We start from the raw sequence: 22,376 nt of genomic DNA, 5'->3' as shown, positions 1-22,376 counted from the left end.
CAGACCCTAGTTTACGTGGAAGACATTCAAGAAAACATACAATTTCTGCTCACCGATGAGCTTATTGAAAAGGTAGAAATCCTTGTCGAAGATAATAACGATAGCGATTTAAAAATCTTATTAAATGAGTTTCACCATGCTGATATTGCAGAAATTCTAGATGAATTAGATGCTGAAGATGCTGTATATGTCATCAAACTTCTCGATTCTGAAACCACCTCAGAGATTCTTATGGAACTCGATGAGGACATTAGAGAAAAAGTCTTAAGAAATCTTTCTACCAAAGAAATTGCCGAAGAAGTAGAAGAATTAGATACCGATGATGCCGCAGATATCATTGCGGAACTTCCTGAAGAACGACAGGCTGAAGTTATCGCCTACATCGAAGACCATGAGCACAGAGATGAAATCCAAGAGCTATTAGCCTATGATGAAGATACCGCAGGTGGACTCATGGCAAAAGAATTGGTTAAAGTTTATGAAACTTGGACGGTAGCAGGTTGTTTACGCCGAATTAGAGGTCAGGCAAAAGATGTTACACGAGTACATTCCGTTTACGTTGTAGACAAGCATGATAAATTAATAGGCCGATTATCTTTAAAGGATTTAATCACCTCAAAAAGTGATCAAAAAATAGCAGACATTGCTAAAGATAATGTAGACTGGGCCAACGTACATGATAATGTTGAAGACGTTGCAAAAGTAATGGCAAAATACGATTTAGAAGCCATTCCTGTTGTCGATGATAATCAAGTGTTATTAGGGAGAATTACAATTGATGATATTATAGATGTTATTAGAGAAGAGGCAGATAAAGATTACCAATTAGCAGCTGGTATTTCTCAAGATGTAGAAGCTGATGACAGCATTTTTAAACTTACCAAAGCACGCTTACCTTGGTTGTTTATTGGCATGTTTGGCGGCTTAGGAGCCGCGAGCATAATTGAGCAATTTAATGATAATCTGGGCACTTTTACAGCTTTGTTAAGTTTTGTACCTCTTATACAAGCAACTGCTGGTAACGTTGGTGTACAATCCTCTGCCATTGTCGTACAAGGCTTGGCCAATGGCACCATTAATGGCAAAATTTTAAAACGTTTATTTAAAGAACTTTTACTAGGCATTGTTAACGGATTTGCAATATCTCTTGTCGCCATCCTTATTACTCATTTTATATTTGGCACTACCTATATTCTTTCCTTTACCATAAGCATTGCTTTAATTGCTGTAATTATTATGGCAGCTTTAATTGGTACATTTATTCCCATTTTTCTAGACAAAAGAGGTATTGATCCAGCAGTGGCTACAGGACCTTTTATTACCACCAGTAATGATGTTTTTGGCATACTAATCTATTTCCTCATTGCAAAAATGATTTTAGGTATTTAGTCTTATTTGGGCGTTACGCTACTTCGCTATTTAACTATAGTAATCCTTTTTATCACATAGAAAAGCTTCGTAGCGTCGGGCTGTCACTACTCGCTTTTTGCGAAAAAGCAAAAGAGCTCAAACATGCCGTTCTATCCCTAACGCAATTACGATTTTAATCTGTTTAAAAATGAACGATTGTAAATCGCAATGTAAATCTTTGTAACTTTACTTCAATAAATTTTCAGGCTTACTAAGTTTCAAAAATCTATTAGGTCCGAAAAAACTAAAGAAACGAGTACTTAACGATTAAAAAGATTCTCACTCTTCTGGGAAGTAAATATGAAAATACTGCATCTTGACACCAATCATCCACTACTCTTAAATCAACTAAACGATTTAGGTTTCACCAATCATGAAGATTATACCTCTTCCAAATCTGAAATTGAAGCTAAAATTGCTGATTACGACGGTTTTATAATTAGAAGTCGATTTTCAATAGATAAACAATTTTTAGATGCTGCCAAAAACTTAAAATTTATAGGTCGCGTAGGTGCAGGATTAGAAAATATCGATTGTGATTATGCAGAAAAAAAAGGCATTTATCTTATTTCTGCACCAGAAGGTAACCGAAATGCTGTTGGCGAACATGCTTTAGGCATGCTATTGTCGCTTTTTAATAAACTAAATAAAGCCGATAAAGAAGTGAGACAAGGTGCGTGGTTACGTGAAGCCAATCGTGGACTGGAATTAGACGGTAAAACAGTTGGTCTTATTGGTTATGGCAATATGGGAAAAGCCTTTGCTAAAAAATTAAGAGGTTTTGACGTCGAAGTATTATGCTATGATATAAAACCTAACGTTGGAGATGCTAATGCAAAACAAGTTATCCTCGAAGAACTGAAAGCAAAATCTGATGTTTTAAGTTTGCATATCCCACAAACCGAATTAACTCTAAATATGGTTAATTCTGATTTTATAGACGGATTTAAAAAATCGTTTTGGCTCATTAATACGGCTCGTGGTAAAAGTGTGGTGACTAAAGATTTAGTAACAGCATTAGAATCTGGTAAAATTCTAGGCGCAGGACTCGATGTTTTAGAATATGAAAAAGCCTCTTTTGAAAATCTATTCACCAGAGATGCTATGCCCGAAGCTTTTAAATATTTAATAGCATCAGAACATGTATTACTCTCACCACATGTGGCAGGTTGGACCATTGAAAGCAAAGAAAAATTAGCCCAAACTATAGTCGATAAGATAAAAGCTAAATTCAATTAATCCTAGTAATTCACAATTATGACCTCCGCAGCTACAACTCCAGAAGCCTATATTGCTCAACTTCCTGAAGACCGAAAAGCACCCATTACTAAATTACACGAGCTTATAAAGAACCATATGCCTAAGGGCTTAGAAGCTGGAATGAGTTATGGAATGTTAGGTTATTATGTTCCAAAATCAATCTATCCGCCTGGTTACCATTGCAAACCATTTCCGCCATTGACATTTATGAGTTTAGCCTCTCAAAAAAACTTTATTGCCTTATATCATTCTGGAATTTACGCCAAAAAAGAATTACACGATTGGTTTGTCTCAGCATACCCTAAACACTGTAAATACAAGTTAGACATGGGAAAAAGCTGTATTCGTTTTAAGAAAATAGATGACATTCCGTACGATTTAATCGAAACACTTTTAGGCAAAATGACTGTAGAAGAATGGATTGAAATTTATGAAAACACCATAAAAAAATAACCTTATCCTGCGAGGTTTCTAAAACCTTGTAGGTATTTAATTTACTAAATTCTCTTTTTTAAGGGTATATAAATAAAACAATAATATTCAGGACTTCAATTAATGAGATTTTGAAATAAAAACAGAATAAAATGAAAAAGCGCGTTACAGGAATTGGAGGGTTGTTCTTTAAAACTAAAGACCCAAAAGCGGCAAAAGCTTGGTATAAAAAACACTTAGGTTTTAATACCGACGATTATGGTTCTACGTTTTGGTGGAAAGACAAAGAAGGCAACGACTGCTCAACACAATGGAGTCCTTTTAATGACGATACCGAGTATTTTAAGCCTTCAAAAAAAGACTTTATGTTTAACTACCGCGTTGAAGATTTAGAAGCACTTCTACCAATACTAAAAGATGAAGGTGTTACTATTATTGGCGATATGGAAACTTATGATTACGGAAAGTTTGCTTGGATTTTAGATAACGACAATAACAAAATAGAATTATGGGAACCAATCGATGCGGCGTTTCAGTAATTGTATGTTTTTTTTATTAAATTTATCGCATCAATTAAAACATTAACCTTAAAAAAATAAAAATGTCAGACGATAATAAAAATTTAAACGAAGACCTAAATGATATGATAGGTGATTCTAAAGCTGAAGCAAAAACTTCAGGAGATAAAATAAGCCAAAAGGCCAATGAATTCTCTGATGATGCAAAACAAGCAACTAATGATTTTGGTAGTGATGCAAACAAAGCATTAAGTGATGGTAAAAACATAGCAATTATAGCTCACATTACTATCATTGGCTGGATAATAGCACTTATAATGAATGGTAGTAATAAAACTGAAATAGGATCATTTTACATAAGACAAATGTTAGGCTTATCTATTATTGGTATTGTTTTAGGTTGGATTCCAGTTTTAGGTTTCCTTATTAGCATTGTTTTATTAGTCGCTTGGATTATGAGTTTAATAGCTGCTATAGGCGGAGAAATGAAACCAACGTTCTTATTTGGCAAGCAATTTCAAGAATGGTTTAAAAGCATTTAATATATACACCACCCAGAATTAACGTTCTGGGTTTTTTATTCTTTTTCCTCTAGTTTATAATCTAAAGGCAACGTATCTCCAAGGCGCTGGCTTCCCATAACGCCATTAAAATAAATACCAACAACAGGAGCATAATTCCCATAAACATCAATAAAAAATTCATCCAATTCTATAATTAAATCTGATTGGAAATCTTTATTGTATAAAATGGAGACTTTATCCTTTAAGGTCACCTTTTTAAAATCCGAATTAGCAATCACTTCAACATTAAAATAGGTCCACTCATCTACCACAAACCCATCGTAAAAAATCCGGTAATTTTCCGCTTTCAAATTGGTATTATAAAGTGAGCGCATAAAATGCTGAACAGAACCATTATAAGCGGTTTCTCTGTTCTTAATTGTTTTCTTATGATTTGATTTTTTTAAGTTTTTATAATAGGAAGTCCCTGAATAAGCTACGGAGTTGATTGTGAAAATATTTTGGTCAGCCTCTACATACCTAAAATTGATTTCAAAATCCTTTAAATCGTATAATATCTCATACTGCAAAGCTTTATTTTCAATTTTAATCACAGCATTACAACTTGCATATAAGGCTTTATTTTGCTTATTGTATCTTAAAACTAAATCATCCTCATTTAATATTTTACTTGAGCGTCCAAACTTTGAAGCACCTAAAAACTCTTTTCTAAACAATCGTAATTTCTGTCGTCTAGTTAAACCATCATCATAGTTCAAATGCACTTCATCTAGAGCACTTTCTGCTTCAACAAGTTCAATAGTAATGTTGTTTTGATTTCTATAATTTAAAATCATCACGTTTTCATAACCTAAGTAAGAAATAACTAAAGTAGATTGAACAGCATCGGTGTAAGGGATAGAAAACGCCCCTTTTTCGTTGGTTGTTGTGCCTATAGTCGTGTTATCAAAATAGACAGCGACAGTTTCTAAGGGTTGTTGGGTAACTTTGTCTAAAACACGCCCTTTGAAGGTTTGTGACACACAAAATAAGGGCAATAGAAAAATAAAAATCCCTGCCTTATTTATCTTCTTCATTATGGTCCATAAACTTGCGTTCTAATTCCTGTTGAAACTCCTCCATAACAGGTCTAACCGTACTTTCTGGCAAATCGGCAATTTTTATATACATTAGCCCATCTACCGCATTATTAAATAAAGGGTCAACATTAAATGCTACAAGCCTAGCATTTTGTTTGATATATTTTTTAAGTAAGACAGGTAATCGTAAAGCACCTGGCTCTACTTCATCTATTATTTTATCAAATTTATTTAAATCGGCTTCCGTAGCATCAAATACAAAATCCTTATCCGCATCTTGGAGCTTCACTTTAAATTCTTTTTTAGGTCGCACATATTGCGCAACATACGGATCGTAATAATGTGATTTCATAAACTCAATCATCAAACTTTTAGAAAAGTTAGAAAATTGATTACTGATACTAACGCCGCCTATTAAATACTTATGTTCTGGAAATCGTAATGTAATATGAACAATACCTTTCCAGAGCAAAAATAAAGGCATTGGTTTTTGCTGGTAATTTTTAACGATAAATGCACGTCCCATTTCTATGGATTGGCTCATCATTTTGTGTAATTCGGGCTCAAAACGAAATAAGTCTTGCAAATAAAACCCATCGATACCAAAGCGTTTATAAATTTTAGCACCTAAACCCATTCGGTATGCTCCTGCTATTACATTTTGCTCGTTGTCCCACAAAAACATGTGATGGTAATAGGTGTCAAATTTATCTAAATCAGTAGCTTCATTAGTACCTTCTCCAACTTCTCTAAATGTAATTTCTCTAAGCCGTCCTATTTCCTTTAATAGGTTTGGAATATCTTTAGGAGGTGCTAAAAACACTTCATAGTTTTTACTCCTTAAAAGTCTGCAATCACCTATTCTAAGTTTATCAACCTCAGCTATCATTAATTTTGGCGCAATAGGGGTTTCAATACGCTTAGGCATTTTAGCCACTTTTAATTGCGACTGAATATTACCTAGAATTTTAGGTTTATCTTCAAACGTTTTGGATAACATATATGTTTTCCGTCTTAAAAACTCTGTGAATTCAGGGAGTGATGGGTGTGCTTTTTGATCTTTTAAAGATATTGGCCGTCCTATTCTTACTTTTATAACACGTCGTTTCTGTGTTAATACTTCTGAAGGTAATTTTGCCGTTCTTAAGGTATCACTTAGCTTAGAAAGTCGATAGAATAAACGGCTATTTTTAGCATGAAAATAAATAGGAACTATAGGGACCTCAGCCTTCTGAATTAATTTCATGGCAGCCACCTCCCATTCTTTATCAACCACTAATTTACCATCTCTATAAGTAGAAACTTCACCTGCAGGAAAAACGCCTAATGGATGGCCTGCTCTTAGATGTAAAATTGCATTTTTAAAACCTGATATACTGCTCTTTGCATCTTTACGATCTTCAAAAGGATTAACAGGCATGATATAAGGCTTTAGAGGCGCAATACGATGCAATAGAAAATTTGCAATAATTTTAAAATCACTACGCTGTTCTATCATTAATTTTAATAATAAAATACCATCAATACCACCAAGCGGATGGTTAGAAATAGTGATATAAGGTCCTTCTTTAGGGAGCCGTTTAAGGTCTTCCTCTGGTATTTCAAATTTAATTTGAAATTCTTCTAAAATAGCATCAAGAAAATCGACATTACTTAAGTGCTTATTACGATTATAGAATTTATTTAAGGTCGATATTTTAAGAACTTTCATTAATATCCAACCAATAAATGTCCCTAAAAACCCGTATTTATCAACATGAATTGCCTTAGCGACTTCTTTTGCCGTTACCAATCCATTATCAGACGATTTACTCATAGAACAAATGTAGTGAAGTTTATTGAGTTACAATTTGAACAGTTCCCTGTGTTAATTGCTTTAACAATACCGTTTTATCTTTTTCTAGTTCATTTATAGCCGCATCATTATAGTTCCTTATGGTATACAGATTGACATCCTTGTGACAAGTAACATTAAACTTAGCCTTTAAGTGCTGTAATAATTTTTCTAAATTATCATATAAATTTTCGATACAAACCGAAAAACTAATCGCTGAATTTTGAATTACATCTACCTTCATTTTATACAAATGCAATAGACTAAAAATATCGCTGATATTCTCTTCTACGATATATGAAAAATCTAAAGAAGATAATGAAATTAAAATCTGATTTTTCTTCACAATAAAACAAGGAATCTCTGGCTCTAAAGTTTTTCCTTTGCTAACACAAGTACCTTCTGCTTTTGGATTTAAAAATGATTTTACATACAACGGAATTTCTTTACGTTGCAAGGGTTGTAGCGTTTTTGGATGGATAACAGACGCACCATAGAAAGCTAACTCAATGGCTTCTCTGTAAGAAATATGATGTAATAACTGAGCGTTTTCAAAATAACGAGGGTCGGCATTTAAAACACCAGGCACATCTTTCCAGATTGTAACACCTGTTGCATTTAAACAATAGGCGAAAATTGCGGCCGTATAATCACTGCCTTCTCTCCCCAAAGTGGTGGTGAAATTGTTAGCATCACTCCCTAAAAATCCTTGAGTTATATTTAGAATATCTGAATTAAATTGTGAGGAAATTTGTTCTTGTGTTTGTTCCCAATTTATATTAGCACGTCTATAATAACTGTCTGTTTTTATAAATTCTCTAACATCGAGCCAAGTATTCGTTAAACCTACTTCATTAAAATAATGGCTAATAATTGTAGTTGAAATTAATTCTCCAAAACCAATTGTTTGATCGTAAACATAATTGTAGTTTGGTGATTTATTACTTTTAAAAAACAGGTTTAATTCATCAAAAAGTAACTTTACAGCCCTAAAAACACCGTGATTATCATTCTCAAATAAATCTAAAAGAATTTCATTATGGTATTTTATTACCTCATGAATAGCACTTTGTAATTCAGCTTTATTCTCAAAGTAATTTTTAATGATTAACTCCATAGCATTGGTTGTTTTTCCCATGGCAGAAACCACAACCAAAGTATTATCATAACCTGTAGTTTTTAATACTTCTACTAAATTTTTTACACCTTCAGCATCTTTTACTGATGCACCACCAAACTTATAAACTTGCATACACACTTCCTGTAAAAACGGAAATTTTTAATTAATATTATTTATATAATTCTCAATTCCATGTTGGTCTAACTGAACCACATCCCAATCTCGCATGACATTTGCGCCTTTGCTTTGGTAAAATTTTATAGCAGATTCATTCCAATCTAGCACTTCCCAACTCACACGTTTTACACCGATTTGTTTAGCGTATTTAACAACAGCATCAAGCAGTCTTGTACCTAAACCTTTGCCCCTGTATTTTTCGCTAACAATAAGATCTTCTAGATGTAAAATTTCGCCTTTCCAGGTTGAATACCTCGGATAAACTAGAGCAATACCCTCAATGGTGTCATCTTCTTCTAAAACAAAACAGGTAAATTTTGGATGGCTACCGAAGCCATCTTGCTGTAAATCAGAACTATTAATTTCTACAGCATCAGTTTCCTTCTCAAACGTTGCCAATTCTTGAATGAGTTCTAAAACTCTTGGCATGTCTTGTTTAAGGGCTAATCTTGGGTGATTCATAGGTTATTAAATAAAAAAGAAAACAAAGATAATCTAAACTCAGTAGACGCAGCAATTTTTTTTAAAGCACGAAAACGATATAGTTTGTTAAAAAATACGATATTTGTAAGCTATTAATCAATATTTTACTTCATGTCTAAAACCAAACAAACCTTAGGTGAGTTTATAATTGAGAATCAATCATCATTTAAATACACTTCAGGAGAACTTTCTCGACTCCTAAATTCAATTCGTTTGGCTGCTAAAGTTGTCAACCACGAGGTTAACAAAGCCGGTTTAGTCGATATCATTGGTGCCGCAGGCGACACTAATATTCAAGGGGAAGACCAACAAAAATTGGATGTTTATGCCAATAATAAGTTTATCCAAACCATGACCAAAAGAAATATTGTTTGTGGTATTGCGAGTGAAGAGGAAGATGATTTTATTACCATTAATAGTCAAGATGAAAACCATCAGAATAAATATGTGGTTTTAATAGACCCTTTAGATGGTTCATCTAATATTGATGTCAATGTATCTGTGGGTACTATTTTTTCAATTTATAGGCGTGTTACACCTATAGGAACACCTGTTACAATAGACGATTTTTTACAAAAAGGAAATCAACAAGTTGCCGCGGGTTATGTTGTTTATGGTACCTCAACAATGTTAGTTTATACCACAGGATATGGCGTTAATGGGTTTACGTTAAATCCTGCAATAGGCTCTTATTATTTATCACATCCTGACATGAAATTTCCTGAGGATGGATATATCTATTCTGTAAATGAAGGAAATTATTTAGATTTTCCATTAGGCATAAAAAAATACATAAAATATTGCCAGGAGGAAGATGGCAAAAGACCTTATACTAGTCGCTATATCGGATCTTTAGTTTCAGATTTTCATAGAAATATGATTAAAGGTGGCATTTATATGTACCCAAAAGGTTCTAAAAATCCTAAAGGAAAATTACGTTTGCTTTACGAGTGTAACCCTATGGCATTTATTGCTGAACAAGCCAATGGAAAAGCAAGTGATGGGTATACAAGAATTATGGATATAGAACCTAAATCGCTTCATGAACGTGTGCCTTTTATTTGTGGTAGCAAAAACATGGTAGAAAAAGCTGAAGAGTTTATGACAAAATTCGGCGATTAGAAAACACATTATTCTATAAAAAAAGCAACCTAAAATTAGGTTGCTTTTTTTATAGATAGAAATTAAAACGTGTAATTACGACAACTACTTATTCATATTTTTCATTTCTTCAATAAACGTATCTGCATCCACTTTATCGTACGCAAGTCCTAAAGCTTTATCTGCAATATACTTTACATTTTGGGTATGAAACCCTAAACCAACGCAAAGTTTTTCTAATAGCCAATGCTGATTTGGTCCTTCAATATCATCCGCCCACACCATACGAGACAGATCGTATAGACGCCCTAAGCGCTCATCATAAGAATGAGGTGCATTAACAGGATGACCTTTATAGTTTTCTAATATCTCTTTGTAATCGAGTTCGGAGATATCTAGTCTTGTAGCTAGACGATCTAAAAATGCTTTCTCTTTGTCGGTTATTACACCGTCACTCATTGCTACTCTTACAATGGAGGCAAAATGATCTTCGTTACGTTTTTTAAATCCGCTATCGAATAAGTCTGAAAATGACATAGTATGTTAGTTTTTTGTGTGGACAAATATAATCTATTAATAGATTTTCGATATAGAACACTTCAAATATTTTATATTTGCACTTTCAAAATAAGAAACTTGAGTAAAGTGTCTATTACCCAAACGTATGCACAGACTTTGCAACAGCAAAATCTGCAAGCTGCTATTGCCTCTTCCCAAACTAAAATACATTTAAAAGGACTTGTTGGTTCTTCGTTTTCTATTACAGTCGCCGAAGCGTTTAAAACCGCAGACCAACCCTTTTTGTTGATTTTTAACGATAAGGAAGAAGCTGCCTATTACCTTAATGATTTAGAACAACTCATTAACACAAAAGATGTGTTGTTTTACCCAGGAAGCTATCGCAGACCCTACCAAATTGAAGAAACCAATAATGCTAATGTGTTATTGCGTGCTGAAGTTTTAAACCGTATCAATTCGCGTAAAAAACCTTGTATAATTGTTACCTATCCTGATGCTCTTTTTGAAAAAGTAGTCACTAAAAAAGAACTTGAAAAGAATACGTTAAAGATTTCAGTTGGAAATGATTTAAGCATCGATTTTGTTAATGAAGTCTTGTTTGAATACAAGTTTAAACGGGTAGATTTTGTTACCGAACCTGGTGATTTTTCAGTAAGAGGTGGTATTGTAGATGTGTTTTCCTTTTCGCATGATGAACCTTATAGAATTGAATTTTTTGGTGATGAAGTAGATAGTATTAGAACCTTCGACGTAGAAACACAATTATCTACCGAGCGTATAAAAAAGGTGAGCATCATCCCTAATGTCGCCAACAAACTCATTGCAGAACAACGCGAAAGTTTCCTAAAATACATCTCAAATAAAACAGTTGTTTTTTCTAAGAATGCAGATTTAATATTTTCAAGGATTGATGACTTTTTTAGCAAAGCTGAAGATGCTTTTAAAAATTTATCTAGTGATGTACAACATGCCTCACCAGAAGCCTTATTCTGTAATTCAGACTTATTAAAACGGCAGTTTTTAGACTATACCTTAGTAGAGTTTGGTACTGACGCTATGTTTGCCAAGCAACTCATCGCTTTTTACACCAAACCACAACCCACATTTAATAAGCAATTCAATTTATTAATTGAAGATTTAAATACCAATCACAGCAATGGCATTACAAATTACATTGCCTGTGTAAGTGAACAGCAAGCCAAGCGTTTTCATGATATTTTTGATGATGCCGAACAAGAAGTTCATTATAAAACTATTGTGCTATCACTATTTCAAGGTTTTATAGACAAAGAACATCAAATTGCTATTTATACCGATCACCAAATTTTTGATCGCTACCATAAGTTCCATCTAAAAAATGGTTATGCTAAAAAGCAAGCCATTACCTTAAAAGAACTCACTAATCTTGAAATTGGTGATTACGTTACACACATTGATCATGGTATTGGTAAGTTTGGAGGACTTCAAAAAATTGATGTTGAGGGTAAAAAACAAGAAGCCATAAAATTGGTTTATGGTGAGCGCGATATTTTATATTTAAGCATTCACTCATTACATAAAATCACCAAGTTTAACGGTAAAGATGGGAAACCGCCAACCGTTTACAAATTAGGCAGTAAGGCTTGGGCTACATTAAAGCAAAAAACAAAATCTAGAGTAAAGGAAATTGCTTTTAACCTTATCAAGCTATACGCTAAGAGAAAACTAAAAAAAGGCTTTCAATACGCACCAGATAGCCACATGCAGCTAGAGCTTGAAGCGTCTTTTATCTATGAAGATACGCCAGACCAAATTACGTCTACAGCAGATATTAAAGCAGATATGGAAAGTGAACGCCCAATGGATCGCCTTATCTGTGGTGATGTTGGCTTTGGCAAAACCGAAGTTGCCATAAGAGCCGCTTTTAAAGCCGTTGACAATGGGAAACAGGTGGCTGTTTTAGTACCAACAACAATTTTAGCTTATCAACATTCACGGACATTTAAGGAGCGTTTAAAGGATTTTCCGGTCACTGTAGATTTTGTCAATCGATTTAGAACAGCAAAAGAAAAGCGTGAAACTTTAGAAGGTCTCGAAAAAGGAAATGTTGATATTATTATTGGTACACACCAACTCGCTAATAAAAACGTAAAATTTAAAGATTTAGGCTTACTCATTGTCGATGAAGAGCAGAAATTTGGTGTTGCCGTCAAAGAGAAATTAAAAACTATAAAAGAAAATGTTGACGTCTTAACGCTGACAGCGACACCAATACCCAGAACACTTCAATTTAGCTTAATGGCGGCGCGAGATTTATCGGTAATTACTACACCGCCTCCAAATAGATACCCTATTGAAAGTCATGTGATTCGTTTTGGAGAAGAAACGATTAGAGACGCGGTGAGTTATGAAATTCAGCGTGGTGGACAAGTATTTTTTATTCACAATAGAATTGAAAATATCAAAGAAGTTGCTGGTATGATTCAGCGCTTGGTTCCTGATGCTAAAATCGGAGTTGGCCACGGGCAACTCGACGGTAAAAAGCTCGAAAATTTGATGTTGTCATTTATGAATGGGGAATTTGACGTTTTAGTCAGTACCACAATTATAGAAAGTGGCTTAGATGTGCCAAATGCAAACACCATTTTCATCAATAATGCCAATAATTTTGGATTAAGTGATTTACATCAAATGCGAGGTCGTGTAGGCCGTAGTAATAAAAAAGCCTTCTGTTATTTTATAACACCAGAATATTCGGCAATGACAACAGATGCCCGCAAGCGTATAACTGCTTTAGAACAATTTACAGAGCTTGGTAGCGGATTTAACATTGCGATGAAAGATTTAGAAATTCGTGGTGCTGGTGACTTATTAGGTGGTGAACAAAGTGGCTTTATTAATGATATTGGCTTTGACACCTATCAGAAAATTTTAAATGAAGCCATAGAAGAACTCAAAGAAACCGAATTCTCAGATTTATATGAAGACGATGGCAAGCCTAAAACTTACGTTAAGGATATGACCATTGACACGGATTTTGAATTATTATTCCCTGACGATTACATCAATAATATTACCGAACGTTTAAACCTTTACACCAAATTAAACGCCATTAAAACCGAAGAAGAACTCGATAAGTTTGAATCTGACATTATAGACCGCTTTGGTGAATTACCAACTCAGGTTTCCGATTTATTAGATAGTGTTCGCTTAAAATGGATAGCGACTAAAATGGGCATCGAAAAACTAATTATGAAACAAGGCAAAATGATTGGTTATTTTATTCAGGAACAAAATAGCGGATTTTATCAAAGTGAAGCATTTTCTAAAGTTTTACAATTTGTACAGATGAATGCTGGCAAATGTAAAATGAAAGAAAAACAAACCCGAAAAGGCTTACGCTTATTACTCACTTTTGAAAATATAAAATCTACCAAACAGGCACTGGCTGCATTATCTAATATTAAATGAACGAAAAAAGTCATTTAAATAATCTCTTATTGCTCATCATAGCCACCGTATGTCTTAGTACTTCTGGTCCCTTAGGTAATTATATAGATATGCCAACACCAGTAATTATTTGGTGGCGCTCTATTTTAGCCGTGATTATATTATTCTTTTTTTGTGTTTTTAAAGGCATCAGTTTAAAGGTAAGTGAAAATAAAGACCGTGCTACTTTTTTTATTGCCGCACTGCTAATGGGAGGGCATTGGATTACTTATTTCTATGCCCTAAAAGTCTCTAATGTAGCTATTGGGATGATTTCCCTATTTACATTCCCCGTAATCATAGCACTTTTAGAACCTCTATTTTCTAAAACAAAATTAGATCCAATGCATATCGTATTAGGACTCATGGTATTGGTTGGTATTTTTATTTTAGCACCAGAACTCAATTTAGAAAGCAGTCAATTACAAGGCGTTCTATTTGGCGTACTTTCAGCCGTTTGTTATGCCTTAAGAATTCTAATACTAAAAGGACATGTTGCAAAATACAATGGCGTAATGCTCATGTTTTACCAAGTTTTAATTCTATCGGTACTATTAGCTCCTACTCTATATTTTATGGATACCTCAAACATTAAAACACAATATCCTTATGTATTACTGCTCGCTATAGTCACAACAACTCTAGGCCATACGATGTTTGTAAATAGTTTAAAACACTTTAAAGCAAGTACCGCAAGTATTATTGGGAGTACCCAACCTGTTTTCGGAATTATCATAGCCTTTTTTTTCTTGAATGAAATTCCAACAATAAACACCTATATTGGCGGTAGTTTAATTTTAGCAACAGTTATCATAGAGAGTATAAGGTCTAAAAACAAATGATGGCTTACTTTTTGAGGTAATTCAACAGTTAAACAAAGAAATTATTATGAAAAAATTATTGATCCTATTTTTCGTATTACCACTTTTATCTATTGCTCAAAGCGTTAAAGGAACATTCTCGCCTGCTGATGAGTTTACCTATGCGTTTTTATATAAAGCAACTCCAAAAGGCGCTAATTATGTGGACCGTGCCCAACTAGATAGTCTTGGTAATTTTGAAATTGCATTAGATTCTTCAGTAACAGCTGGTATTTATAAAATTGTATATGCGATTCCCCCAGAAGACAATAATTTCGACTTTATATACGACGGAAAGGAAACTGTTGCCTTTAATTTTAGTTTTGAAAAAGGCGTCAATTTCACTTCATCTGAAGAAAACAAACTTTGGAATTCCTACTTAAAAAGTATGGACATGGTTAACCAAACCATCAGTAATTATTACGCTAAAGCTAATGCAGACAAAAAAGGTTTTAATGCTATTTTTAAAACTTTAAAAGACACACAATTGGGTTATGAAGACTTAGCCAAAGGAAAATTAGTCTCGAGTTTTATTGAAGCTAACCGCCCATACATTCCGGCGCAATATGAAGATGTTACTACTTATTCTAAACATCTAAAACAACATTTTTTAAGTCATATTGATTTTAGTGACCCCTTACTACAAAGTTCTACATTTCTGGTTGACCGCATTACCGCTTATGTATTTAATATGGTAGAAAACCCAAGTGATGAAATCTATAAACAACATGTAGATGATGTTGCAACAGCGATTCCTACTGATGATTTAATTATTAAGTCTAGTCTGTTAGAAATGCTTTGGCAGCATTTTGTAACTTTAGAAAACCCAACACTAGCGAACTATATTACTGACCACTATCTTTTAGAACTTGCTAAGCAAACTAAAAACAATGCTTTAAAAGACCAATTGATTACTTTTAAAAATACAGCGATTGGAACTAAAGCACCTAATTTTGATATCACGATAAACGACAAAAACTCAAGTCTTCATCAGTTACAAGGCGCAGAAAATTATTTAGTTATTTTTTGGAGTAGTGCTTGTGGCCATTGTTTAAACGAGCTACCTAAAGTAAAAGCAATGGTAGCCAATAAACCACAGCTAAAAGTAGTGGCTTATGGATTAGAAGACGATGATAAAAAATGGATTAGAGAAACTAAAAAATATCCAGAATTTATTCATCAAATTGGTTTAGGTAAATGGAATAATCCATTAGTTGAAACCTATGGTGTTACAGCAACCCCAACCTATTTTCTTTTAGATGCTTCTAAAGTTATTATAGGTAAACCTAATACTATTGAAGAATTAGAAGAACTGTTGAAAGAGATATAAAATGTATTCAGTAGAAAATGGATTATAGTTTTTAAAATAAGAAGTTCTAAAAATCTAGAACAATCCAATTATAAGGCGGTTTTTCAGACTAAAATCCGATTTTAATTCTCACATTATAATAGAAAACGCTCAGTAAAGCAAGTGCTTTAACTGAGCGTTCTTGAAACTAAATAACCAACCAAATTTAGTTTCGTGTAAAATCTTTATGCCCTATTTTTAGACGTTTAAACGTTTAATACCTGGGCCTTATATTAAGTGTTTCTGGTATTTTCTCTAGCATTATCTACTTTCTGTGTACTTTGCTTACGTTTCTTAAGCTCATCTACCTCTGAATTAGATTTGCCCTCGGCTGAACTTCTGTAATACTGAATATAGCTACGTCCTTTAAATTCGTATACCGTTCCAGAATTTACATGAAACAACTCTATGGTACTATCATTAATAACGTTGAGATCAAAGTATTCATTGTCAAAGAAATCATAATCTAATGTTAATGTTTTTAGATAGCTACTTCCAGGAGCATTGCCTACGCTATAATCCCCTATAAAATCCCAATAAATACTATTTATATTATATACACTTTGGTCTTGTGAGCTTCTAAAAGTATCATCATTACCACCTGATAAGAACTGTAAATAATTCTCGTTATCAAATTCATTTAAAGCGCCATAATTACTGGTATATGTTTTTTCCCAAGCTTCATATTCTTGTAAAAAATAATGAATATTATCATAAAAGATATAATCGTAATCAAAATTAGAACGCTGGTAGCCCTTTAAAAAATAAGAGGTATCATTATACGGGTTGTATAATTCAATCGTATTGTTGTTTATTTGATAAACGTCAAAACTATTATAACCATCAATAATATGATTAACATCTAGAATCATATCATACGCATCATAATATCCAATTTCTACACCATAACCATTTCCTTGGCTTCCAAAGCCCACTAAATTGTTATTAGCATATAAACGGCCGTTGTTAAACGACAAGGTAAATGCAATTTGTAAAAAAGGGGTTTCACCATAACCGTGTGTTGCATTAATATCTACATACCATAATTCGTAGGAATTCAATAACTGATTTAACGAAATTGAGGGTTCGTCTATATAATGAGTTTCTTCAACATAACACGATGTAAATACACTTGCTATAATTGCAAATCCTAAGAGTAGTTTTATTGTTTTCATATATCCGATTTTTATTTAAAACTATTTTTAAATGGAATTCAACAGTTTTAAGGTTACTATTCAGCGTAGTTTCAAAACCTATGCCAAAATAATAGCAGCATACACAAAACACACCAAAACCGCTAAAAACCAGATGCTTAAAACAAAAACAAAGAGTCTTATTCTAATAAAATTAGTATCAATGCTTCCAATAAGAACGTTTTTAAAAAATAAAACAAGTCTTTTGTATAAACTAACTTTAAAAAATTAAACCATGAAAAAAAACTTTACTACTTTATTCCTTTGTATCTTTTTCTCATCGATTACCTATGCACAGAACATTGCGTGGGTTAGTCATTTTGGGGATGTTTCAGAAGATGTTGTAAAATCTGTGACTACAGATGCTAATGGCAACATATACACTACTGGGTATTTTGCAGATGCGTCTAGTTTTGACGATATCGATTTAACCGCCATTGGTGGCTTCAATTCTTTTGTAACAAAATCAGATTCTGATGGTAATTTTTTATGGGCAAAAGCCTTAGCCCAACCTAACGACGAAACCATTGATCCTTATCATTCGGTCATTTCAAAGGGCATTGCTGTTGATGCGGATGGGAATGTTATTGTAGTTGGCTATTTTGATGGTGGTGATTTTGATGCAGATCCTGGCATTGGAGAATATATTTTAAGTGCAACGAGTTATGAAATGTTTATTATAAAGTTAGATTCAAATGGTGACTTTATGTGGGCAACTTCTTTTGGAACTACAGTAGACACCTTTGAAAGTATCACAGATGTAGATCTAGACGCTAATGGTGACATTTACGTTACAGGACACTTTAGGAATTCTATTTCTATGTTCCATGCTGCAGGATCCTCAATAATTGCTTCTTATGGAGAATCAGATATTTTTGTTATGAAATATGCAAGTGCGGGTTATTTTTTATGGATGAAAAATATGGGAGGAACTGACGCAGACCTCGGAATGAATATTGATGTTACACCGACAGGTGATGTTTATGTCACTGGGCAATTTAACGACACAGCAACTTTTAGTCCTAGTTTTTTTGGTTCGGATGCCGTTACATTAGAAGCTTTACCAGGCAACAATGGAACTTTTGCTTTAAAACTTAATGCTTTTGGAGATCACCAAGGAGTTGTTAATGTTGGCCAAGCCAATTCAGAAAGTATAGGTACTGCTATTATTACAGATGACAACAATAATACGTATGTTACAGGTTATTATGGTGGTATTTTAACAACTAATGAAGGTACACCTGAAGAAATTACTATAGACTCTGACACCAATTATGAAGCCTTCGTAGCTAAAGTAGATTTTACAACGCAGATGGTATCATGGATTAAAGAAATTGATGGAGGTACAGATTCTGTCTTTGGTTTTGATTTAGATGTAGACTCTAACCAAAATGTATTCTTAGCTGGTTATTATAGTGAAACGTTAAGTGTTGGTGACTTTAATTTAACGAAACAAAGCCCTTATGCTTTAGAAAGTTACTTAGTAACCATAAACAGTTCTGGTGAATTCTTAAGTGCTTATCAATTTGGAGGCATTAACTCAGCAGATACTCAATTAGTTACTATCGATTCTAATGACAACGTTATTATTACTGGTTCTTTTAGAGAAACAGTAGATATCAGCCCATTTGACTCAGAAAACACAGAGCTTATTTCACATGGCTTTAGAGATAATTATATTTTAAGCATGGGTAATAGTAATTTACTAAGCACAAATGATTATCAGATTAACCACTTAGTTACACTGTATCCAAATCCTTCACAAAACTACATTTACGTTTCAGATACACCCACGTTAGACACATCAAATTATTCGATTTTTGATATTAATGGAAAAAATGTAATATCTGGAGCACTTGGAGCAAATAACAAAATAGATATCAGCCATTTAAATAACGGATTCTATTTTTTAAATTTTGATCAATCCATGGAAACCTTAAAGTTTCTAAAAAATTAGATTGCAAATACAGACATTCCTACGTTAAATTTTTGGATTCACTGCATAACCTTTCTATATTCGACTTATGGATAGATGGGAAATGTTTTTCGATTTCTTTTTAATCGCAGGAATGTCTTTCTTAGCGTTCTTAATTCTTGTACTTATAAAATCTAAAGTTCATTTTTCAAAAACGATACTAAATGTATTTTTTATAAATGCATTTTTCTTTTTACTTTATTACTACTCTTTTCTACACAAAATTCGCATCACCGGAGGAATAGCTTTACTATTTGGACATGGCGTAGGCTATCTTTTAGGGCCTTCATTTCTATATCTAGTCAAGTCTCTTGTTTTTTCAAAAGAAAAAATTCTAAGACCTTATTTAAAAAGTCTGATTCCTTTTGCAATTGTATTTATTTTTTGCAATATCCCATTGAGCATTGCAATGACAACAGATTATTTTGATGCCTATCATAAAATCTATATCACTTTAGAAATTCCATTTAATATCTTAGAAAACATTTTTATCATTTTCTATATTTTTAAAACACTTAAATTTCTAAAGCGTCTAAGAATTTCTATTCAAGAAAATTATGCCAACTTATCGTCACAAAATCTTCAATGGTATAAGCACTTCATAATCGGATTTCTAATCATCGTAATTATAGATTCATTTTTAAGCATTTACGAATATTTTTTCACTGTAGATTTATGGAATGTTGGTACCGTTATCGCTTTTATGCTATTCTACTTGTATCTCTATTTAGGATACAAAGGTTTATATCAGGCACAAATTCTTATTCCAAGTTTTTTATTAGACCAATTAGACGCTCCTCAAGTCATACCAAGTAATACCATTTTAGCCCCTAATACCAAAATAGATAAAGAAAAAACAACTGTTAGGCAACTCGACAGTTTAAAACCTCAAGAAATTGAAAATTTAAAACAAAAGCTTCATGTACTACTATCTGAAGATAAAGTGTATCTCAATGAGGATCTCAACTTAACTCAGCTTTCAGAATACATGGATATTTCTAACAAGAAGTTATCTGAATTACTCAATCATCATTTAAATACTAATTTTTACGATTTAATTAATGAATACCGCATCAATGCCATTAAACAACGATTTGAAAATGGAGATGCTGAAAAATACACGATTATTTCTATAGCTTATGATGCCGGTTTTAAGTCTAAAGCCAGTTTTTATAGAATTTTTAAACAAAAAGAAGGGATCTCACCCTCTAATTATAATAAAAAATTTCAGGAAGTATCCTAAGCATCTCACCGCACTTTAAGAGACAATACTTAGTCCATTAAAGACTAAATTTTACATTATTTTGACTATTTTTGATATAGAAAATTGACACAATCACTATGAGTGACACTATAAAATACGCCGTTTTTGGAGCCGGAAGTTGGGCTACCGCTATTGTAAAAATGCTTTGTGAAAACCTAGATGAAGTAGGTTGGTACATGCGAAGTGTTTATACTAAAGAACACCTTTTAAAAGAACAACATAATCCAAGCTATTTAAGCTCAGTTGAATTCCATACAGAACAATTAAAACTCAGTAACGATATTAATGAAATGGCAGATTGGGCAGATGTGCTTATTTTTGTTATTCCGTCTGCTTTTATGCATTCTGAATTAGAAAAACTAACAGCTGATATTAGTAATAAAACTATAGTTTCTGCGGTTAAAGGCATCATTCCTGAATCTGGCTTATTGGTTGGCGAGCATTTTCATGACATCTATAAAATACCATTCAATAATATTGCTGTTATTGCTGGGCCTTGCCATGCCGAAGAAGTTGCATTAGAGCGTTTATCTTACCTTACTATTGCCTGTGCCGATACTGAAAAAGCACAAACTATCGCTAATCAATTATCTAGCGATTATATAAAAACCAAAACAAGTGATGATGTTATTGGTATAGAATACGCCGTAATGTTGAAAAACATTTACGCTATTGCTGCCGGAATTGCTCATGGTTTAGGATATGGTGATAATTTTCAAAGTGTTTTAATGAGTAATGGCATCCGTGAAATGAAACGCTTTATCAAAAAAATGCATAAGATGAAACGTAATATTAATAACTCAGCTTACTTGGGCGATTTATTGGTTACAGGCTATTCTGTTTTCTCTAGAAATAGAATGTTTGGAAATATGATTGGTAAAGGCTACACCGTGAAATCAGCACAGATGGAAATGAACATGATTGCTGAAGGTTATTACGCCACAAAAAGTGCGTATGAAATTAATAAAACAAACAAAAACAAAACACAGTTACCTATAATTAAAGCGGTTTACGAAATTCTATATGAAAATAAAAACCCTAAAAAAACCTTTCAGAAATTAACAGACAAGTTAGACTAACAACACTTCGATTAATAATCCCTTAAGTTGGAAGTTTTCCGTCATTACGAAGCTGATTTTCGTCAGCTGTAGCTCATGCAAAGCATTCATGAATTCCTTAAAAAACAATAAAAAAGGAATAACCTGTAAGAGGGTAAGCTTTAAATATTATAGAGATTGGCAGGTCCTTCGTCCTCGCAATGACATTCCTTAATTACTTTACCAAAATACCTTTTAACTGCATTAAAGGAACCGTTTGCAAAGCATTTTCGTTAATCGTATTTTTTCGAAACAAGTAAGTCTTATCAAACATTTGATTGCCTTCAAAAAATGTAATTTTAAACGTATTATTTAATTCTAAAACTTTCTCTTGTAAAAATTCAATCTTAGCATAACTTCGGGCTGGTAATTTTGCAAGGGTATGCCGCATTGGTGGTGTTAATTTTTTATCATTATAGCCCTGAGAAACGATAAGAACCGTATCTAAATCTTTATCGCTGTTATTAATAATATAAGCGTTCCAATCTAAGGTTTTATATTCCAAATGCTTTTCTTGTACAACAGCTACATGAACATCTTTTACTTCTGGGACTTCAATATCTTTTTTCATAACATCACACTTTAATATCCTTTCGGATTTTAATTTTCAAAAATAAACCAAATCAATTGTTTAAATACTATTCAACTTTAATTTCTAAAACTGAATTCGTTCTTAACCATTTATTAACCTTGTGTATGATGGAAATCATAAAA

19 protein-coding genes are annotated in these 22,376 nt (G+C 33.1%); 12 read left to right on the top strand and 7 right to left on the bottom strand.

Features of this window, described 5'->3' with window-relative positions; translation table 11 throughout:
• The first annotated feature begins 15 nt into the window (after positions 1-15).
• The 5 genes from mgtE (at position 16) to HM982_RS09410 (ending at position 4,162) form a co-directional block, all read left to right on the top strand.
• On the top strand, positions 16-1,389 hold the full coding sequence (mgtE, locus tag HM982_RS09430; protein ID WP_179352912.1) for a magnesium transporter: 1,374 nt from the start codon (positions 16-18) through the stop codon (positions 1,387-1,389).
• A 321-nt stretch (positions 1,390-1,710) separates the two neighbouring features.
• A complete protein-coding gene (locus HM982_RS09425) occupies positions 1,711-2,649 on the top strand; it encodes a 2-hydroxyacid dehydrogenase (RefSeq protein ID WP_179352911.1) in 939 nt (312 codons plus the stop codon).
• An 18-nt stretch (positions 2,650-2,667) separates the two neighbouring features.
• Positions 2,668-3,123: a DUF1801 domain-containing protein gene (locus HM982_RS09420; RefSeq protein WP_179352910.1), complete on the top strand. Its 456-nt coding sequence runs from the start codon at positions 2,668-2,670 to the stop codon at positions 3,121-3,123.
• 131 nt (positions 3,124-3,254) lie between these two features.
• Positions 3,255-3,641, top strand: coding sequence for a VOC family protein (locus HM982_RS09415; protein ID WP_179352909.1), 387 nt, complete (start codon positions 3,255-3,257; stop codon positions 3,639-3,641).
• Positions 3,642-3,703: 62 nt separating this feature from the next.
• The gene (locus HM982_RS09410; RefSeq protein ID WP_179352908.1) at positions 3,704-4,162 is read left to right on the top strand and encodes a YtxH domain-containing protein; all 459 of its coding nucleotides are present in this window, start codon (positions 3,704-3,706) and stop codon (positions 4,160-4,162) included.
• Between the two features lie 35 nt (positions 4,163-4,197).
• On the opposite strand, the gene HM982_RS09405 is transcribed toward HM982_RS09410, so the two are convergent.
• Genes HM982_RS09405 through HM982_RS09390 form a run of 4 tightly spaced genes read right to left on the bottom strand, consistent with a single transcriptional unit; the run spans position 4,198 to position 8,816 of the window.
• A complete protein-coding gene (locus tag HM982_RS09405; protein ID WP_179352907.1) occupies positions 4,198-5,220 on the bottom strand; it encodes a carboxypeptidase-like regulatory domain-containing protein in 1,023 nt (340 codons plus the stop codon).
• Positions 5,204-7,039, bottom strand: coding sequence for a GNAT family N-acyltransferase (locus HM982_RS09400; protein WP_179352906.1), 1,836 nt, complete (start codon positions 7,037-7,039; stop codon positions 5,204-5,206). Before HM982_RS09400 ends, HM982_RS09405 begins: the two co-directional genes overlap by 17 nt.
• A gap of 19 nt (positions 7,040-7,058) precedes the next feature.
• On the bottom strand, positions 7,059-8,309 hold the full coding sequence (locus tag HM982_RS09395; RefSeq protein WP_179352905.1) for an aspartate kinase: 1,251 nt from the start codon (positions 8,307-8,309) through the stop codon (positions 7,059-7,061).
• A gap of 27 nt (positions 8,310-8,336) precedes the next feature.
• The gene (locus tag HM982_RS09390; RefSeq protein ID WP_179352904.1) at positions 8,337-8,816 is read right to left on the bottom strand and encodes a GNAT family N-acetyltransferase; all 480 of its coding nucleotides are present in this window, start codon (positions 8,814-8,816) and stop codon (positions 8,337-8,339) included.
• A 132-nt stretch (positions 8,817-8,948) separates the two neighbouring features.
• Here HM982_RS09390 and fbp point away from each other — a divergent pair, with 132 nt between their 5' ends.
• Complete coding sequence (fbp, locus tag HM982_RS09385; RefSeq protein WP_179352903.1) at positions 8,949-9,959, top strand: class 1 fructose-bisphosphatase; 1,011 nt, start codon at positions 8,949-8,951, stop codon at positions 9,957-9,959.
• An 84-nt stretch (positions 9,960-10,043) separates the two neighbouring features.
• Here fbp and HM982_RS09380 read toward each other — a convergent pair whose 3' ends face one another.
• Positions 10,044-10,475, bottom strand: coding sequence for a tellurite resistance TerB family protein (locus tag HM982_RS09380; RefSeq protein ID WP_179352902.1), 432 nt, complete (start codon positions 10,473-10,475; stop codon positions 10,044-10,046).
• A 99-nt stretch (positions 10,476-10,574) separates the two neighbouring features.
• Here HM982_RS09380 and mfd point away from each other — a divergent pair, with 99 nt between their 5' ends.
• Genes mfd through HM982_RS09365 form a run of 3 tightly spaced genes read left to right on the top strand, consistent with a single transcriptional unit; the run spans position 10,575 to position 16,115 of the window.
• On the top strand, positions 10,575-13,907 hold the full coding sequence (gene mfd, locus HM982_RS09375; RefSeq protein WP_179352901.1) for a transcription-repair coupling factor: 3,333 nt from the start codon (positions 10,575-10,577) through the stop codon (positions 13,905-13,907).
• A complete protein-coding gene (locus tag HM982_RS09370; RefSeq protein ID WP_179352900.1) occupies positions 13,904-14,767 on the top strand; it encodes a DMT family transporter in 864 nt (287 codons plus the stop codon). Before mfd ends, HM982_RS09370 begins: the two co-directional genes overlap by 4 nt.
• A 46-nt stretch (positions 14,768-14,813) precedes the next feature.
• Positions 14,814-16,115, top strand: coding sequence for a TlpA family protein disulfide reductase (locus HM982_RS09365; protein WP_179352899.1), 1,302 nt, complete (start codon positions 14,814-14,816; stop codon positions 16,113-16,115).
• Between the two features lie 251 nt (positions 16,116-16,366).
• Here the strand turns inward: HM982_RS09365 and HM982_RS09360 are convergent, their stop codons facing one another.
• A complete protein-coding gene (locus tag HM982_RS09360; RefSeq protein ID WP_179352898.1) occupies positions 16,367-17,308 on the bottom strand; it encodes a nicotinic acid mononucleotide adenyltransferase in 942 nt (313 codons plus the stop codon).
• 253 nt (positions 17,309-17,561) lie between these two features.
• Between HM982_RS09360 and HM982_RS09355 the strand changes: the two genes are divergently transcribed.
• The 3 genes from HM982_RS09355 (at position 17,562) to HM982_RS09345 (ending at position 21,644) form a co-directional block, all read left to right on the top strand.
• The gene (locus tag HM982_RS09355; RefSeq protein ID WP_179352897.1) at positions 17,562-19,283 is read left to right on the top strand and encodes a T9SS type A sorting domain-containing protein; all 1,722 of its coding nucleotides are present in this window, start codon (positions 17,562-17,564) and stop codon (positions 19,281-19,283) included.
• A 67-nt stretch (positions 19,284-19,350) separates the two neighbouring features.
• The gene (locus HM982_RS09350; protein ID WP_179352896.1) at positions 19,351-20,544 is read left to right on the top strand and encodes a helix-turn-helix domain-containing protein; all 1,194 of its coding nucleotides are present in this window, start codon (positions 19,351-19,353) and stop codon (positions 20,542-20,544) included.
• Positions 20,545-20,642: 98 nt separating this feature from the next.
• Complete coding sequence (locus tag HM982_RS09345) at positions 20,643-21,644, top strand: NAD(P)H-dependent glycerol-3-phosphate dehydrogenase (RefSeq protein WP_179352895.1); 1,002 nt, start codon at positions 20,643-20,645, stop codon at positions 21,642-21,644.
• A 193-nt stretch (positions 21,645-21,837) separates the two neighbouring features.
• Here the strand turns inward: HM982_RS09345 and HM982_RS09340 are convergent, their stop codons facing one another.
• Positions 21,838-22,233, bottom strand: coding sequence for a hypothetical protein (locus tag HM982_RS09340; protein ID WP_179352894.1), 396 nt, complete (start codon positions 22,231-22,233; stop codon positions 21,838-21,840).
• Positions 22,234-22,376: the final 143 nt, after the last annotated feature.

This window comes from Winogradskyella vidalii (assembly GCF_013403955.1).
In the GTDB taxonomy this organism is placed as follows: domain Bacteria; phylum Bacteroidota; class Bacteroidia; order Flavobacteriales; family Flavobacteriaceae; genus Winogradskyella; species Winogradskyella vidalii.
This window is presented reverse-complemented; position numbering and strand designations above follow the sequence as displayed.

Bases quoted from the DNA above. Each gene is read 5' to 3' on its own strand.
- HM982_RS09415 (WP_179352909.1), top strand. From the start codon at position 3,255: ATGAAAAAGCGCGTTACAGGAATTGGAGGGTTGTTCTTTAAAACTAAA.
- HM982_RS09370 (WP_179352900.1), top strand. From the start codon at position 13,904: ATGAACGAAAAAAGTCATTTAAATAATCTCTTATTGCTCATCATAGCC.
- HM982_RS09410 (WP_179352908.1), top strand. From the start codon at position 3,704: ATGTCAGACGATAATAAAAATTTAAACGAAGACCTAAATGATATGATA.
- HM982_RS09390 (WP_179352904.1), bottom strand. From the start codon at position 8,816: ATGAATCACCCAAGATTAGCCCTTAAACAAGACATGCCAAGAGTTTTA.
- HM982_RS09345 (WP_179352895.1), top strand. From the start codon at position 20,643: ATGAGTGACACTATAAAATACGCCGTTTTTGGAGCCGGAAGTTGGGCT.
- HM982_RS09365 (WP_179352899.1), top strand. From the start codon at position 14,814: ATGAAAAAATTATTGATCCTATTTTTCGTATTACCACTTTTATCTATT.
- HM982_RS09360 (WP_179352898.1), bottom strand. From the start codon at position 17,308: ATGAAAACAATAAAACTACTCTTAGGATTTGCAATTATAGCAAGTGTA.
- HM982_RS09380 (WP_179352902.1), bottom strand. From the start codon at position 10,475: ATGTCATTTTCAGACTTATTCGATAGCGGATTTAAAAAACGTAACGAA.
- HM982_RS09340 (WP_179352894.1), bottom strand. From the start codon at position 22,233: ATGAAAAAAGATATTGAAGTCCCAGAAGTAAAAGATGTTCATGTAGCT.
- HM982_RS09405 (WP_179352907.1), bottom strand. From the start codon at position 5,220: ATGAAGAAGATAAATAAGGCAGGGATTTTTATTTTTCTATTGCCCTTA.
- HM982_RS09400 (WP_179352906.1), bottom strand. From the start codon at position 7,039: ATGAGTAAATCGTCTGATAATGGATTGGTAACGGCAAAAGAAGTCGCT.
- HM982_RS09355 (WP_179352897.1), top strand. From the start codon at position 17,562: ATGAAAAAAAACTTTACTACTTTATTCCTTTGTATCTTTTTCTCATCG.
- HM982_RS09350 (WP_179352896.1), top strand. From the start codon at position 19,351: ATGGATAGATGGGAAATGTTTTTCGATTTCTTTTTAATCGCAGGAATG.
- HM982_RS09420 (WP_179352910.1), top strand. From the start codon at position 2,668: ATGACCTCCGCAGCTACAACTCCAGAAGCCTATATTGCTCAACTTCCT.
- fbp (WP_179352903.1), top strand. From the start codon at position 8,949: ATGTCTAAAACCAAACAAACCTTAGGTGAGTTTATAATTGAGAATCAA.
- HM982_RS09395 (WP_179352905.1), bottom strand. From the start codon at position 8,309: ATGCAAGTTTATAAGTTTGGTGGTGCATCAGTAAAAGATGCTGAAGGT.
- HM982_RS09425 (WP_179352911.1), top strand. From the start codon at position 1,711: ATGAAAATACTGCATCTTGACACCAATCATCCACTACTCTTAAATCAA.